Origin of the sequence: Amycolatopsis sp. FDAARGOS 1241 (assembly GCF_016889705.1) — a bacterium.
Lineage (GTDB): Bacteria > Actinomycetota > Actinomycetes > Mycobacteriales > Pseudonocardiaceae > Amycolatopsis.
Genome location: NZ_CP069526.1, coordinates 4,830,220 through 4,845,110, shown reverse-complemented (window position 1 = coordinate 4,845,110; position 14,891 = coordinate 4,830,220). Strand labels below are relative to the sequence as shown.

The 14,891-nt window shown below is 69.5% G+C and carries 13 protein-coding genes; 2 read left to right on the top strand and 11 right to left on the bottom strand.

Going from position 1 to position 14,891, the window contains the following annotated elements:
• The 7 genes from I6J71_RS23880 to I6J71_RS23850 all read right to left on the bottom strand — a co-directional run bounded on the left by I6J71_RS23880 (window position 1) and on the right by I6J71_RS23850 (window position 9,668).
• A complete protein-coding gene (locus I6J71_RS23880; protein ID WP_204096735.1) occupies window positions 1-1,986 on the bottom strand; it encodes a nitric oxide reductase activation protein NorD in 1,986 nt (661 codons plus the stop codon).
• The gene (locus tag I6J71_RS23875; protein WP_204096734.1) at window positions 1,983-2,789 is read right to left on the bottom strand and encodes a CbbQ/NirQ/NorQ/GpvN family protein; all 807 of its coding nucleotides are present in this window, start codon (window positions 2,787-2,789) and stop codon (window positions 1,983-1,985) included. The genes I6J71_RS23880 and I6J71_RS23875 overlap by 4 nt, the downstream gene beginning before the upstream one ends.
• Window positions 2,786-4,255 carry a hypothetical protein gene (locus I6J71_RS23870; RefSeq protein ID WP_204096733.1) on the bottom strand — a complete coding sequence of 490 codons (1,470 nt, stop codon included), beginning with the start codon at window positions 4,253-4,255 and terminating at the stop codon, window positions 2,786-2,788. The genes I6J71_RS23875 and I6J71_RS23870 overlap by 4 nt, the downstream gene beginning before the upstream one ends.
• Window positions 4,256-4,277: 22 nt before the next feature.
• Entirely contained in the window at window positions 4,278-5,369 is a 1,092-nt protein-coding gene (locus I6J71_RS23865) for an ABC transporter ATP-binding protein (protein ID WP_204096732.1), read from the bottom strand.
• 42 nt (window positions 5,370-5,411) lie between these two features.
• Complete coding sequence (locus I6J71_RS23860) at window positions 5,412-7,193, bottom strand: iron ABC transporter permease (protein WP_204096731.1); 1,782 nt, start codon at window positions 7,191-7,193, stop codon at window positions 5,412-5,414.
• Between the two features lie 43 nt (window positions 7,194-7,236).
• Window positions 7,237-8,328, bottom strand: coding sequence for an ABC transporter substrate-binding protein (locus I6J71_RS23855; protein ID WP_204096730.1), 1,092 nt, complete (start codon window positions 8,326-8,328; stop codon window positions 7,237-7,239).
• Between the two features lie 350 nt (window positions 8,329-8,678).
• A complete protein-coding gene (locus tag I6J71_RS23850) occupies window positions 8,679-9,668 on the bottom strand; it encodes a hypothetical protein (protein WP_204096729.1) in 990 nt (329 codons plus the stop codon).
• Between the two features lie 139 nt (window positions 9,669-9,807).
• On the opposite strand from I6J71_RS23850, the gene I6J71_RS23845 reads away from it, so the two are divergent.
• Window positions 9,808-10,833 (top strand): cupin domain-containing protein, encoded by a 1,026-nt coding sequence (locus I6J71_RS23845; protein WP_204096728.1) that lies wholly within the window; start codon window positions 9,808-9,810, stop codon window positions 10,831-10,833.
• A gap of 85 nt (window positions 10,834-10,918) precedes the next feature.
• On the top strand, window positions 10,919-11,740 hold the full coding sequence (locus I6J71_RS23840) for an NAD(P)-dependent oxidoreductase (RefSeq protein ID WP_204096727.1): 822 nt from the start codon (window positions 10,919-10,921) through the stop codon (window positions 11,738-11,740).
• Here I6J71_RS23840 and I6J71_RS23835 read toward each other — a convergent pair.
• From I6J71_RS23835 to I6J71_RS23820, 4 genes are all read right to left on the bottom strand, one after another.
• On the bottom strand, window positions 11,737-12,774 hold the full coding sequence (locus I6J71_RS23835; RefSeq protein WP_204097209.1) for a HoxN/HupN/NixA family nickel/cobalt transporter: 1,038 nt from the start codon (window positions 12,772-12,774) through the stop codon (window positions 11,737-11,739). The two genes, I6J71_RS23840 and I6J71_RS23835, sit on opposite strands and share 4 nt — an antisense overlap.
• A gap of 67 nt (window positions 12,775-12,841) precedes the next feature.
• Window positions 12,842-13,495, bottom strand: a complete 654-nt coding sequence (locus I6J71_RS23830; protein ID WP_204096726.1) for a class I SAM-dependent methyltransferase — start codon at window positions 13,493-13,495, stop codon at window positions 12,842-12,844.
• Window positions 13,496-13,574: 79 nt separating this feature from the next.
• Window positions 13,575-14,150 (bottom strand): cupin domain-containing protein, encoded by a 576-nt coding sequence (locus I6J71_RS23825; protein ID WP_204096725.1) that lies wholly within the window; start codon window positions 14,148-14,150, stop codon window positions 13,575-13,577.
• Window positions 14,151-14,181: 31 nt separating this feature from the next.
• The gene (locus I6J71_RS23820; protein WP_204096724.1) at window positions 14,182-14,889 is read right to left on the bottom strand and encodes a class II aldolase/adducin family protein; all 708 of its coding nucleotides are present in this window, start codon (window positions 14,887-14,889) and stop codon (window positions 14,182-14,184) included.
• Window positions 14,890-14,891 lie beyond the last annotated feature (2 nt).

The following is a 14,891-nucleotide window of genomic DNA, read 5'->3' as shown; positions in this document are numbered from 1 at the left end:
CTAAGCGCGCCGCGCGGTGACGTAGAGCCGCGCGAGGGCGGCCGGCAGGTCGCGCGGGTCGGTGATGACGTGGTACTCGTCCGGGTCGCACATCGTGCGCAGGTAGTCGCCGCCGGTGGGGTCGACGGTGATGAGGTACGGCCGGACACCGGCGTGGCGAGCTTCGGTGAGGGCGCGGGTGGTGTCGGCGAGCGCGTAGTCGAGCACGGCGTCTTCCCCGTACTGCTGCCCGTAGTCGAGGTCGAACGGGCGGCCGTCGGAGAGCAGCATGAGCAGCTTCGAGGGAGCGTCGTGCGCGGCGAGCCGGCGGGTGAGGTGGCGGATGGCCGGGCCCATGCGCGTGGTGTGCTGCGGCACGAGCCCGGCGAGCCGGCGCAGGGTCGCCGGGGTGCGCCGTTCGTCGAGGGATTTCACGACCGACAGCACGACGTCCGCGCGGCCGGTGCCGGAGAAGCCGTAGATTCCGTAGCTGTCGCCGACCCGCTCCAGCGCTTCCAGCAGCAGCGCGACCGACTCCCGCTCGAGGTCGAGGATCCGGGGGACGCCGTCGGCGCGCTCGGGCAGGCGTTCGGCCGTCGACGAGCTCAGGTCCAGTGCGAACGCGACGGCCACCTCGCGGGCCACTGGCTCCAGCGCGCTGTACACGGCTTCCCGCGGCGTCCGCCCGGTCCGCAGGTCGGCCATAGCCTCCACGCAGGCGTCCAGGTCGAGGTCGTCGCCGTGGCGCAAGCGCGTACGCCGGCGGCGCCCGAGCGGCGCCATCCGTTCCAGCTGTGCGGTCAGCGCGGGCAGCAGCGCGCGGTTCCGGCTGAGCGCCTCGTGGTGCCCGCGGGCGCTGCGCCCCGAGCGGGGCCGCTTCTCACGGACCAGGCACCAGTCGGCCAGGTACCGGCCGGCGCGGTGATCCCACTCCGGGTACGCGAACTCGTGCCGTCCGCTCGCGTGCACCGGCCCGGATTCGGCGTGGTCGTGATCCTCCAGGTCGGGGCCGTGGTCGTGCGGCAGCGGATCCGGCGGCCGCGCAGGCGTCGTGACGTCGACCTGTCCGCTCTCGGCCGCCAGCGAGCGTTCGGTGAACTCGTCGGCCGCGCCCGTTTCCTCGCCGGTCATCCGCAGGATCGCCTCGGCGAGCGGCATGCCGGAGGCCTGCAAGCCCAGATAGCGCGGACCGGGCACGTCCCGGTAGCGCACGGGAACGAAGCGGACGTCGAACACCTCGTCACCTTCGAGCCGGAACTCCTCCTCCGGCAAGGTGACCGGAAAGTCCACATCGGACGAGTCGTCGACGAGCGAGAGGTCTTGCCCCGGCCCCGCGGCCGGCTCGAGATTGGGTAGGCGCGCGAGAACGCCGTAGCATCGGATCGCCGCTTCCGCCGTCGATTCCACAGTGGACCGCGGGTCGGTGAGCACCCGGGCCACCGCGGCCAGCCGGGCGACGTTCGGCCGCAGGGACCGCGGCAGCCGGACCGAGGCTGCGCCCAGGCTCAAGCGGACCAGGGCCTCGGCCGCTGCCGAGCGGGCGGGTAGTGCGGCGAGGTCCGGCCGCGTCGCCAGCTCGTGTTCCCGCACCCGCTCGTACGCCGCGGCAAGACCGGGGAACAGCCGCAGGGCCGCGTTGTCCACGCGCAGGTCCTCCAGCACGGTGAACACCTCGACCGCGAGCGCCGTCCTCGGGAACAGGCCGGCGAACCGGTCCAGCCCGCCGCGCAGGCTCGCCGGGCGCAGCCGGCGGAAGAAAGGCTCCGGCCGCTCGAGTGCCAGCTCGAACGTGCCGAGTTCGTGGTGCAGCGCCCGGTGCGTCACGGCCACCCGGTACCACGACGGTCCGGAGTGGACGTGCGACGGGAGCCGCACGGTGGTCGCCGTGTCCGGGTGCTGGCGCAACTCGCCATCGTCGTCGTAAGGCACCAGTTCGCAGCCGCGCCCGCACAACGCTCGGTAGTACAGCGACAGCGAACCGGTCAGCTGTGCCAGCGCCGCCGTCATGCCGCGAAGACGGCGTGCGTCACTTGGCGGACGGCGTCCTGCACGTCGCGGTCGTCGCTGGTGGCCAGCACCAGCGCGAGATCACACGCCCGCCGCGGTGCCACCCCGCGCCCGATCAGTGCGCCGGCGTGCACCAGCAGCCGGGTGCTCGGGCCCTCGACGAGGTCGGCCGCGTCGAGGTTGCGGATCCGGGCCCCGAGCGCGGCCAGCGCCGCAGCCACGTCGGCGGGCACGCCGGACTCGTGCGCGACGATCTCGGCCTCCAGGTCGGCGTCCGGGTAGCCGAATTCGATGGCCAGGAACCGCTGGCGCGTGCTCGGCTTGAGGTCTTTGCTCGTCGCCTGGTAGCCGGGGTTGTACGACACCACGAGGAGGAAGTCCGGATGTGCGAGCACCTCGGTGCCGAGCCGTTCCAGCGGGAGCCTCCGCCGGTGGTCGCTCAGCGCGTGCAGCACGACGGTGGTGTCCTTGCGCGCCTCGACCACCTCGTCGAGGTAGCAGATCGCGCCGGTGCGAGCGGCCCGGGTCAGGGGCCCGTCGAGCCAGGTCGTGCCCTCGGCCGAGAGCAGGTACCGCCCGACGAGGTCGGCCGCGGTGAGGTCGTCGTGACAGGTGATCGTGACCAGCGGCTCGGCCGGCGGCGTCCCTGTGCGCTGCTTCGCGATCTCCCACGTCATGTACTCGACGAACCGGGTCTTGCCGCAGCCCGTGGGACCCTTGAGCAGCACCGGGATGCGCTGGTCGTACGCCGCGCGGAACAGGTCCACCTCGTCGCCGGCCGGCAGGTAGAACGGTGCGGTCATCGGGCGAACTCCCCGGTCTGCTCGCGACGGATCCACGACACGGGGTCGGGTGCGTAGTCCCGGTGGTAGTCACCGGGGTAGTTGATGCCCGGCACCGCGGGGATCCAGTCGTACTCCAGGTGGTGCGTGCCGCCCAGGCTGCTGGCCAGGCGCACCACGCGCTCGGAGTCCAGTGCCGTGATCCGCCCCTTGTCGATCAGCTTCACCCACTCGCCGGTGCTGCGACGGCGGATCTCGTAGGTGGCGAAGAGGTTGTGCACGTGCGGGAAGTGCATCGTCGGCAGCTTGTTCTCCTTGGCGTAGGCGAGGAACGTCTGATCCCAGTGCTCGGCGCCGAAGCCGAAGTGGATCACCCCGGCCTGCGCGCGTTCGGGCAGGTTCGTCCAGGAGTCGTTGTACTTCCACAGGGTCTCGATCTGGCGGTAGCTCTTGGGGTTGGTGCCGATCGACGCGTCGTTGAAGTACGCCCAGCCCGGGTAGGGGAAGCCGGGGTAGTGGGTGTCCCGGTAGCGCTCCACGACCTCGCGCCACAGCTCGCCGTAGCGGCCGCCGCCCTCGATCTTCGTGATCATCCCCGACTCGATGGTCACCGATGCGTGGGGGAAGTAACCGGTGTGGTTGCTGGTCCCGCCGATCACCCCGTTGAGGGTGGGCATGAGAGTCTTCGCTTCGCGCAGGAACGTCTCGGCCGGGTGGCCGAACCGGATGCCCTGGATCGTCGAGCCGAGGATGTGCCCCGAGATGTAGGCGCCCTTGGGCCACAGCTCCGCTTGCTGTGGTGTCACCTGCCAGCCGAGGTCCGTCCCTTCCGGACTCGTGATGCGGACCTCGGCGGCGTCGCGGAACGCGTCGACGACCATCAGGTCCACGGTTCGCCAGATCTCGTCGGGAATCCCGTTGGCCCGCGAGATGAAGTCCTCGTAGGTCGAGTACACCCAGTTGTTCCGGATCCGCTTGCCGGCGGCGCGTTTCCAGTGCGAGCGCCCCGCTTCGCCCGCGTAGACGCCGGTGTAACCGGGCCGGTCGTCGAGGAAGCGCTTCAGCGCCGCGGCGGCGACGTTGAACTCGATGCCCTCCTCGATCATCGGCGGCAGCCGGTCGGTGATCTCCCGCCAGCCCTCGGCCGCGCTGTACTCCTTCACCTCCATGCCGAGGTCCGTGACGTCGATCCGGTCGACCCGCTCGACGCCGATCTCCAGCAGGGCCTGGCGGATCGCCCGGAACACCAGCTCGTGCTGGTGCGGGAACGTGACAAGCAGCAGCTCGTCGCCGGGCCGGACGTCGCCGAGCGCGGACCGGCCGTAGCGGCGCCGCACGTGCGCCCGCGCGAGCGGCATCAGCTCCTCGAGGTCGTCGGTGCGCTCCTGCAGGAGGTACCCCGGGAACCGCGGAGCCGGGTAGTCGAATCCGGGCAGCGGTGCGGGGACGCCGGGGGCTTGATCGGACAGGGGATACGGGGCGCTCATCGGCGGCCAGGCTCCTCTCGGGTCAATGCGCGGGCAGGACGATCGCGTCCTCGGGCTCGGGCTGCAGGAAGATCGGATCGCCGTGGGCGAGACCGGCCTTCTCCCGGTAGACGCGGACCTTCAGCACGTCGTCACCGAGGCGCACGTAGTAGTCCCAGCAGTCACCGTGGTAGATGCTGAACTCCACGGTGCCCTTCCAGGCTTCGGCGTCGTGCTGCTTGCGGGAGAAGCCGAAGCTCTCCGGCCGCATGAACACGCTGACCGTGTCGCCGGCGCTCAACTCGGGATTGGCGCGGCAGGTCAGCCTGCCCGGCCCGACCTGTACGCACACACCGGTCTCCTGTACTTCGGTGACGACACCGGTGAGCGTGTTGGACACCCCGAGGAAGCGCGCGGTGAACTCCTGCTGGGGCCGCGCGTAGATCTCCTGCGGCCTGCCCCGTTCGACGATCGATCCGCTGTTCATCACCACCACGTCGTCGGACACCGCGAGGGCTTCGTCCTGATCGTGCGTCACGAACACGGTGGTGATGCCGAGCCGCTGCTGCACGGCGCGGATTTCGTCGCGCATCCGGTCGCGCAGGCCCGCATCGAGGTTGCTCAGCGGCTCGTCGAGCAGCAGCACCTTCGGCTCGCGCACGAGGGCGCGGGCCAGCGCGACGCGCTGCTGCTGGCCGCCGGACAAGGCCGGGGCCGGGCGTTCGGCCAGGTCGGCGAGGCCCACGAGCTCGAGCGCGTCCAGCGCCTTCTGCCGCGCTTGGGCGGTCCGGGCTCGTGGTTTGCCGACGCGCAGCGGGAACATCACGTTCTGCACGACGGACATGTGCGGCCAGATCGCGTACGACTGGAACACGATCCCGATCGGCCGGCGGTGCGCGCCGGCGAACACCCCGTTGCGCGGGTCGGAAACGACCTTGCCGTCGAGTTCGATCGCGCCGGCGTCGGCGCGTTCCAGCCCGGCGATCAGCCGCAGCGTGGTGGTCTTTCCGCAGCCGCTGGGGCCGAGGAGGGTCACCAGCTTGCCCTCGGCGATCTCCAGGTCGATCCCGTCGACCGCGTTGGCCACCACGGTCCGGCCCGGGAATCGTTTCGTCAGTCCGGTCAGCCTGATCATCTTCGGATCCCACTCTCCTGCGGGGGTTGTTGTCGGATCTGCTCAGCTCTGATTCGCGCCCTGGATCCCGAACCGGCGCCCGAGCAGCCGGACACCGGCGACGAGGATCGTCAGGAACAGCACCATCACCACGCCGAGCGCGGCGACCACCGGGTACGAGCCGTTGGAGTAGAGGTCGTAGATGCTCACCGAGACGACCTCGGAGCCCGAGGAATACAGGAAGATCGCCGCCGAGATCTCGCGGAACGCGACGATCATCGTGTACAGGAACGCCGCCAGCAGCGAGGGCATGAGCAGCGGGACGAACACCCGCCGGAAGGTCTGGTTCCAGGACGCGCCACTCGCGGTCGCCGCCTCTTCGAGTTCGTCCTTGATCTGCGACATGCCCGGCACGAGGTACCGCATCGCATACGGCAGGCTGATCGTCACGAACGCGACGACGAGGATCGTCAGCGTGCCGTACAGGTGCACCGGTAGCGGCGCGGCGAGGTACCAGTAGAGGATGCCGACGCCCATCACGATGCTGGGCACGGCGATCGGCACGGTCGCGAGGCCGTCGAGCAGCCCCCGGCCGAACACCTTCGTCTTCACGGTGATGTAGGCGACCACGGCGCTGAGCGCCGTGACGATCAGCGCCGAGCTCACCGCGGTGACGACGCTGTTGCGCACCGAGTCGATCAGGGCCGGCTGCCGGAAGATCTGGGCGTAGTTGCCGAAGTTCAGGTCTTCCAGCGCTTTCAGCGACGGTGGTTCGTAACCGGGCAGCAGCGACGACCAGATCAGCATCGCCAGCGGCAGCACGACGGCGACGAGGAAGAAGAGGATGAACACGCCCAGCCCAGCCCAGCGCCACTTGCCCAGGTCCTGCACCGTCGAACGGAATCCCTTGCCGGTGATCGTCTGCGTCGCGGAGCGCCGGCTCAGCCGTTGCGACAGGACCAGCCCGATCGAGGCGATGAACAGCACGAACACCCCGATCACGCCGACCGTGCCGTAGTCGGCCGGGAACGCCTGCAACGCGCTGTAGATCCGGCTGACGAACACGTAGGTGTGGCCCGGCACGCCGATCAGCTGCGGCACCTCGAACGTCGAGATCGTCTGGATGAACATCAGCAGCGCGGCGGACAGGATCGCCGGCCGCGCCATCCTCAGCGTGATCACCCGGAACGTGCGCACGGGGGAGGCGCCGGACGCGAGCGCGGCCTCTTCCAGCGAGGAGTCCATCGAGCTGAACGCCGCCGTGCCCATGAGGAACGCGACCGGTGCGACGTGGATGGACTGCACGAACACCATGCCGGGGATCGAATAGATGTTGAAGATCGGCAGCCCCAGTGACCGCAGGACGCCGTTGAGCGGCCCGCGTTCGGGCGAGAGCAGCAGAGCCCAGGCCACCGTGTTGAGGATGCCCGGCACGATGAGCGGCACGAGCGCAGCCAGCTGCGCGAAGGCCTTGCACGGCGTGTTGGTCCGGCTCACCAGCCACGCCAGTCCGAAGCCGATCACCGTGCACACGATCGCGGTGACCCCGGCGTAGAGGAACGAATTCAGCACCAGGGTGCCGAAGCCGTCGGAGGTGAAGGTGGCGACATAGTTCTGCAGCGTCCACACCGAACCGCCGGTGCCGAGGAACGAGGTCTGCAGGCTGGCGTAGATCATCGTGCCGACCGGCACCAGCGCGAGGTAGGCCACCGCGATCGCCGCGATGGCGAGCGTGAGGTAGCGCGGCTGCAGCAGGGACCGCCAAGACCGGGGGCGCGGGGTCGCCGCGGTCCGGCCGGTCTCGGTGGGTGCCGGGTCGCCGGGTCGGGTGTCCAGCAGGGTCATCGTTGGTCCTTTCGCCGGGGGCGTCCGCCGCGGCCTTTGCGAGTCACGGTGCTTTCAGGGCCGACTTCATTTCCGCGAGCTCGTTGTTGTAGTCCGCCTGCGAGAGGTTCGGGTGGCCCCACGCGGCCGGCCACTTCGTTTCGTCCCACACCTTCGAGTCGTTGGTGACGTCCGGGCGGACCGACGTGTGGTTGGTGACGTCGACGATCTCCTGCTGCCCGGCCTTGGAGACCATCCAGTCGTCGAAGAGGCGGGCGGCGTTGGGGTGCGGCGAGTTCTTCACGACGTCGATGAGGTTCAGCGACGCCGGCAGCGGGGTGCCGTTGACGAAGTCCAGGGTGTTCGGTGTCTTCTTCTTCAGGCTGGACGCCTTGTAGCCGTACGCGGTCGCGGCGGCGAGCGGCTCGCCGGCTTGCACGTTCGTCAATGACTGGGTGTGGCTCTCGACGAACACCGGCGCATTGTTGCCGAGCCCCTTCAGCAGCGCCAGCGCCTTGTCGTGGCCCATCGCGGCGATCAGGCTGTCGTACCAGTTGACCGCGCCGGGGTCGATCGAGAACTGGCCGTGCCACTGGGGTTTGGTGAGGTCCTCCCAGGACTTCGGCGCGGTCAGGCCCTTCTGCTTGAGGACCTGGGGGTTCCAGGAGAGCACGGTGGTGACGGCGTACACGACACCCTGGTAGCCGTCGGGCAGGCTGAGCCCGGCGGGCAGCGGCGCGGCGTCGACCGGGTGGTAAGGCTGCAGCGCACCCGCCTGCAGGAGCTGGGCGATCTGCGGGGAGTCACCCGAGACCACGTCGGCGTTGTACTTCCCGCCGCGCTGTTCGGTGATCACGCGGGGCGGGATCTTGTCGGCGCTCAGCCGGAGGGCGTTGACCTTGATCTTCGGGTAGACCTTGTTGAACGACGCGATGATCGGCGCGACGTCGGCGTCGGCGAACGTGGTGTACCAGACCACCTGGCCTTCCTTCGCCGCTTCCGCGGCGAGCTGCTGGGGAGTGAGTTTGTCGGCGGCGGTCTGGGCCTGGCCGGAGGAGCCGGCGGCGTCGGAGCCGCACGCGGCGGCCATCGTCAGCGCCAGGCCGCCGGCGAGGACGGCCGAAACGGTTCGCCGGATGCTTCGCCTCTTGTGCATTGCGGTTCCCTTCGGTGAGGGGACCGCCTACCGGAACAAGGCGGGCTCACCTCGATGTGAGTGCGGAACTGTCGCAGGGCTTCGGGTGCCGAAGGGCCCGGTGCCTGAGGCGGCGGGCCGTTCGGTTCGAGCAGTATGGCCCTATGGTATGACCATTTGTCAACCGTTGGAACCGATGCTGTTCCGGATCGAAATCCTCGTCCCGCAGATCCACTTCGGACCGCGCGCGCAGGGTGGCGCGGCCGGGGCGCGGCGGGTGCCGGCGGGCTCGGCCTGCGGCGAAGTGGCAGCCATTCTGTCAAAGCCCGGCGGAAAACCCAGGGCCGAATGGCCGATTAGTTCGGTGGGGTTCAGACCACGACCTCCGTCATGATCCCGTCGGGGAAGATTTCGTCGGGGGTGGCGAGCCGGTGCGCGATACCCTGCTGGGCTGCATAGGTGAGCAGCTGTTCCCACGTGGCGCGATTCGGTTCGATGCCGAACGGGAACGGGTCACCGGCGAAGACGTCGCGCATCTCGCGGCCGTACGTGGCGAGCCAGGGGAGCGGGTAGCGCGAAACGGCGGGGTCGAGGAGTCGTTCGACGCTGCGCTGTTTCGACTCCAGGAAGGCGTTGTAGAGATTGCGCGCCGCCCACGGGTGCTCGTCGAGGACCTGCCGGCGCATCGCGATCAGGTGCATGATCGGCCAGATGCCGGTGTCCCGGTAGTACTGCTGTTCCATTTCCCGGTAGTCCGGGAACAAGCGCACGACGTCGGGGTGGCCTTCGAGGAAGCACGTCGGCGGCCGGGCGATGATCGCGCAGTCGAGGTCGCCCGTGGCGAGCATGTCCGACAGCGACCGATCGGCGACGCGGGTGAGCCGCACGCCGGCCGGCAGGGTCAACTCGACCTTCTCGACGCGGCCCGGGGCGTTCGCGCCGGCCTGGTACCACTCGATCTCGTCGAGTTTCACGCCCATGTCGTTGTGCAGCCAGCCGCGCATGTACACCGCCGCCGAGTGGGCCCACTCGGGGGAGCCCACCTTCTTGCCGCGCAGGTCTTCGACGGAGCGGATTCCGCTGTGGCGGTTGACGTAGAAGGCGCCGAACCGGAACAACCGCGAGCAGACGACCGGAAGTCCCACGATGTCCGGTTCGTCGCGGGTGATCTGGGTGCTGAACTTGGCGAAGGACAATTCGGCCACGTCCCACTCGCGGTTCGCGGTGAACCGCGCGAAGATCTCGTGATGACTCAGCATCGACCAGGTGTGGTCGATGCCCTGAGCGCGCACGGCGCCGGTGCGGAAGTCGCGGAAATGGTCGTAGTCGGTGGTCGCGATGCTGAGGTGGATGTCGCTCAACGAAGCCTCCCGGGCCCTCGTCTCTGGATTGGTAGGACAGTTAGGCCTATACTTCGAAGCGTACCCGGGCAGCGGTCCGGGAGGAACGTCTTCTGCCTCCGTCGAAAAGCGCCAAGGCGCGGGAAAGCGAGGAACGCACATGGGCAAGAAGGGACGCGTGTTCGTACGTGGCTTGACTTCTGAGACCTACGGGCTCGGTCAGTTCCGACAGGCCCAGCTGGCCGCCGAACGGGTCCGGGACGACTCGGTCGTGGTCGACGACGCGAAGGTCGCGCACTCCGGTGACTCGGAGAAGTCCCGCACGTGGTGGCGGGTCGGGCCGGGGGACGAGGAATTCCTGACCCAGACGCTGCAGGTGCACTTCGTCGAGCTGCCGCCGCACAGCTCCAACCGCGGCCACGGTCACCAGAACGAGGCGTCCTTCTACATCCTCGAGGGTGCCGGCTACGAGATCCACGACGACCAGCGTTACGACTGGAAGGCCGGGGAGCTGGTCTTCGTGCACACCGACTCCGTGCACCGGCACTACAACCCCTATGACGAAAAAGCCGTCGCCCTGGTGATGAAGGCCAAGTGCACGTGGATGTTCCTGGGCCTGCTGCAGCAGGGCCGCAGCGGCCCCATCGAGCGGCCGGACGAGTTCGGCGAGCGTGAGGACTGGTCACGGATCTGGACCGACGGTGTGCTGGAGCGCAAGAAGGTGGTGCGCCAGGAGGACACGGTCTGGGAAACCACCCCGATGGGCCGCGTCCGGGTGCTCAACAGTCCCGAGCGGACCGACCTGCGTCAGTTCTCCGTCGACGTCTTCGAGCTCGACATTCCGGCCGGCAGCCACTCGGGCAAGCACTGGAAGATGGCCGACGAGATCCTCTACGTGCTCGACGGCTCCGGTTATTCGCTGCACTGGGAGGTGCAGGAGGAGATCGCGGAGAAGTACTACGCGCGGGTCGCGAAGGAGGCGACCCGGCACGAGATCAAGAAGGGCGACACGCTCTACGTACCGCAGAACACGATCGCCATGCACTTCGCCGCCGACGGCACCCCGCTGCGGTTGCTCTCCGCGCAGAACCGCATGTTCAAGCACCTTGGCTACGACAAGGTGCACTACTTCGAAAACGCTCCGGAGTACACCGGCGAGCTGGCCGAAGCCGCCACGTCCGTCTGATCGTCCGTTCCCAGGGCCTGTCTCGTGTTTCGCCGCGAGGCAGGCCCTTTTCGTCGACCGCGTTTCGCGGGGAAGGAAGGTGCTGATGTCGAACCAGGGAGCCGGGAGCGTCGGGGTGGCCGGGCTGGGGGCGATGGGTGGGCCGATCGCCCGCTACCTCGTCCGCGCCGGAGTGGACACCGTGGTGTTCGACCGGGAACGATCCACAGTGGACGAATATGTCGGCGCGGGCGCGCGGGCCGCCGCGTCCGTGGCGGAGCTCGGCGAGTGCGACGTGGTGCTCGTGATCGTCCCGTCCGATGAGGACGTGCTCGAGGTGTCGGCGGGCGTGCTGGCCGCGGCCAAGCGCGGGTCCGTGCTGCTGATCTGCAGTTCGGTGACGCCCGAGACCTGTCACCGGGTCGCCCTCGACGCCGAGGGGACCGGTGTGGCCGTGCTGGACGCGGCACTCACCGGTGGCGTCCGCGGGGCGGAGAACGGCGAGATCGCCCTGCTGGTCGGCGGTGACGAAGCCGTGCTCGACCGCGTGCGCCCGGCGCTCACGCCGTGGACGAAAGCGGTGCACCACCTTGGGCCGCTCGGCTCCGGTCAGGTCGGCAAGACGGTGAACAACCTGTGCCACTGGGGCCAGATCACGGCGATCGTCGAGGCGATGCGGCTCGGCCGCAGCCTCGGCGTCGAGCCGGCGAAGCTGCGCCCGGCCCTGCTCGACGGACCGGCCGCGAGCACGACCCTCGCCGAGCTCGAACTGATGCGCTTCACCTGGTACCGCAAGGACCTGGCCAACGCGTTCCGCATGGCCGGCGGCGTGGGCCAGGCCCTGCCGGTGGCGCACACCGCCCGCGAGGTGATGGAGGGCATCACCGTCGCGGGCGTGGCGGAGCTGTTCGACGGGCCGGGCACCTAACGGTCGGGGTCGGGGGAGAGGTGGGCCGACCACTTCTCCTCGATCCGGCCGACTCGCCACACGAGGACCGCGACGAGCCACGTCACGACGAACAGCCCGACGATCGCGAAGCCGGCGTTGTTCAGATCGACGTCGGCGATCGCGGCGAGGGGGCCCGAGACGATCCCGAGCCGGTCGGTAAGGATCGACAGCAGTTCGATCGTCCCGATGACGAGCGCGACGGCCACCGACAGCGCGGTCACGGTGAGGTTGTAGAAGACCTTGCGCACGGGCTTCGCGAACGCCCACCCGTAGGCGAAGTTCATGAAGCAGCCGTCGGCGGTGTCGAACAGTGTCATCCCCGCCGCGAACAGCACCGGCAGCACGAGGATCGCGTACCACGGCAACGCGAACGCCGCCGCGCCCGCCGCCAGTACCAGCAGGCCCACCTCGGTGGCGGTGTCGAACCCGAGTCCGAAGAGGACACCGACCGGATAGATGTGCCAGGGCTTGCGCACGGCCTTCGTCACGCCGGACAGCAGCCGGTTCAGCACCCCGCGCCGCGCCAGGTGTTCTTCGAGTTCGGCCTCGCTGAACCGGCCGTGGCGCATCTCGCGGAACACCTTCAGGATGCCGAACAGCACCACCAGGTTGACGATCCCGATGGCGTAGAGGAACACACCGGACACCGAGGTGCCGATCAAGCCGGTCACCTGGTGCAGCCCCGACGAGTCGTTCGCGACCGGACCGGCGAGCGCGCGCACACCGAGCGAGAGCAGCAGGCACAGGACGAACACGACGGTCGAATGCCCGAGGGAGAACCAGAACCCGACCGACAACGGCCGTCCGCCCTCGGCCATCAGCTTGCGGGTGGTGTTGTCGACGGCGGCGATGTGGTCGGCGTCGAAAGCGTGCCGCAGTCCCAACGTGAACGCCGTGACGCCGAGCCCGATGCCGTAGATCTGGCCCCCGCCCAGGGCATGGCGCGCCGGGACCACCACGAGCCCGAGCACCCCCCAGCCGACGAGGTTGAGCAGCAGGATGACCGTGGCCATGCCGGCCAGCGACGCCCACTCCCGGCCGCTCAGCGTGGAGCGGAGGCGGGCGAGCCGGCCGGACGCCTCAGCCGTCACGGCGAGCCGTGAACAGGCAGGTGTACAGGCCGCGCCACGGCATTTCGACGTCGCTGAACCCGGCCTTCGCGAGCCCGTCGAAGTGGTCGGTGACCGACGGCAGGGCGTCGTTGTGCTGGTGGGCTCCGGCTTTGTCGGAAGGCGGGATGAGCTGCTTGCGGACCGCGCGCAGCCGCGCGTCCCACACCGGGCCGGGCCCGATGTGGTCGAGGTTCAGGAGCCAGCCGCCGGGCGCCAGGTGCTCGGCCGCCTCGGTGTAGAACCGCGCCAGCTGAGCCGGATCCAGGTGGTGGCTGGCCCTCGACGTCATCACCACGTCGAGGCCGCCGGGCAGCTCCGCGAGGTCCGTCATGTCGGTGAGCTGGTAGGAAACGCGGTCGCCGTAGCGGGCGAGCCGCGTCCGGGCGGTGTCGGCCATCACGGTGGAGACGTCGGTCCAGATGCCGTGCGCGGCGGGGAAGAGATCGAGCAGGACCTCCAGGAAGTCACCGGGGCCGCTGCCGATGTCGGCCACCAGTTTCGTCCGCGGCCGGTCGCCCGCCACCAGCGTGGCGGCGATCCGCCGGGGCAGCACGAGGAATCCGACGAGTTTGTCCTGTTCCAGCCAGGATGTCGCGACGTTCGGGTCGAGCCATTCGGACACGGGCGCTCCTCACGTGTGATGGGTTCGTGGCCCTGGCCGTGCTCCCGCCTCGGTCGCCGGAAGCACGGCCGGAGGCCGGTTACTTGCGCGAGCCGTGGGTGGTGCCCGCCTCGGCGGCGGCGTCGAGGATCTTCTTGCCCTCCTCGGGGGAGAGCTGGACGCCGTGGCGCTCGATGTTGTGCAGGCGCATGGTGCGCAGCAGCCCGGTGTCCTGGATCGCGAGGTAGCGGGCGGTGTCGTTGCCGTCGAGGTTGAAGTGCTGGTGCCACGCCCACCGCGGCGGCGCGAACAGCGTGCCCTCCTGCCATTCGACGACCTCGATCGGCTCGTCGTCGTAGTTGATGAGCGAGAAGCCGTGCCCCTTGACCACGTAGAGGTAGGCCTCGGTGGTGTGGCGGTGGCGGACGGAGTTGTTGCCCGGCTTGAGCTCTGAGATGTGGGCGCTCAGCACCTCGTAGTCGGCGAGGTCGAAGTAGTGGCCGCGGTTGTTGCGCCACGGCCGCGCGGGCAGCTCCATCTTCCGCAGGTCGTCCTCCACGACCAGGCCCTTGTTCGGCGGGTGCTGCCGGTTGAACTCGTCGCGGGCCGCGATCTCGGAGGAGTCGAGGTTCTTCTTCTCGCTGGCCAGGACACCCTTCAGGTACTCGTCACGCACTGCTGCTCTCCTTGTCGTACTCGCGGGGACTTCAGGGGTTTTCGGTGCGCCGCACCACGTGCCGCCACATGGTCGCGACGGTGAACGCCCCGCCCAGATCGGGCAGGAGCGCGAGGTCCTCGTCGGGGATGGCCACCGGCTTCCCACCGGCGTGGGCGACGGCGAGCGTGTGCCGGGCGAGCGAGTCGACGGCCATGGCCTGCAGCACGGCCTGGGCCACCGCCGTCTCGGGGTCGCCGCCGGCGACGCTGACCAGCCCGTGTCCACTGAGGACGAGCACCGGCTTCTCGCCCAGCGCCTCGGCCATCTGCCCCGCGAGGTCGTGGTCGTTCACCAGCACCGAGCGCGGCCACACGGGGATGCCGTCGGCGGCGAGCCGCGCCGCCGGGATGTCGTAGGCGCCGAAGAGCGGCAGCCACGGCAGTCCGGCCAGTGACATGGTGACCACGGCGGGCGGGTGCGCGTGGACCACAGCCGTCGCGCCGGGGCGGCGCCGCAGCACTTCGGTGTGGATCGGCAGCTCGTTGGGCACGCTCCAGGCGCCGGTCTCGGGCGTGCCGTGGAGCGGCACCGGCCGGATGTCCTCGGCCGTCGTGTAGCGGAGGCCGGATTCCCGCGGGCCACGGCAGCGCACGAGCAGTTCGTCCGGCGAAATCCGGACGCTGATGTGGCCGAGCACGTGCTCGACGAGGCCGGTCGCGGCGAGCACCCGGCAGGCGAGCGCGACGGATTCCCTCACGG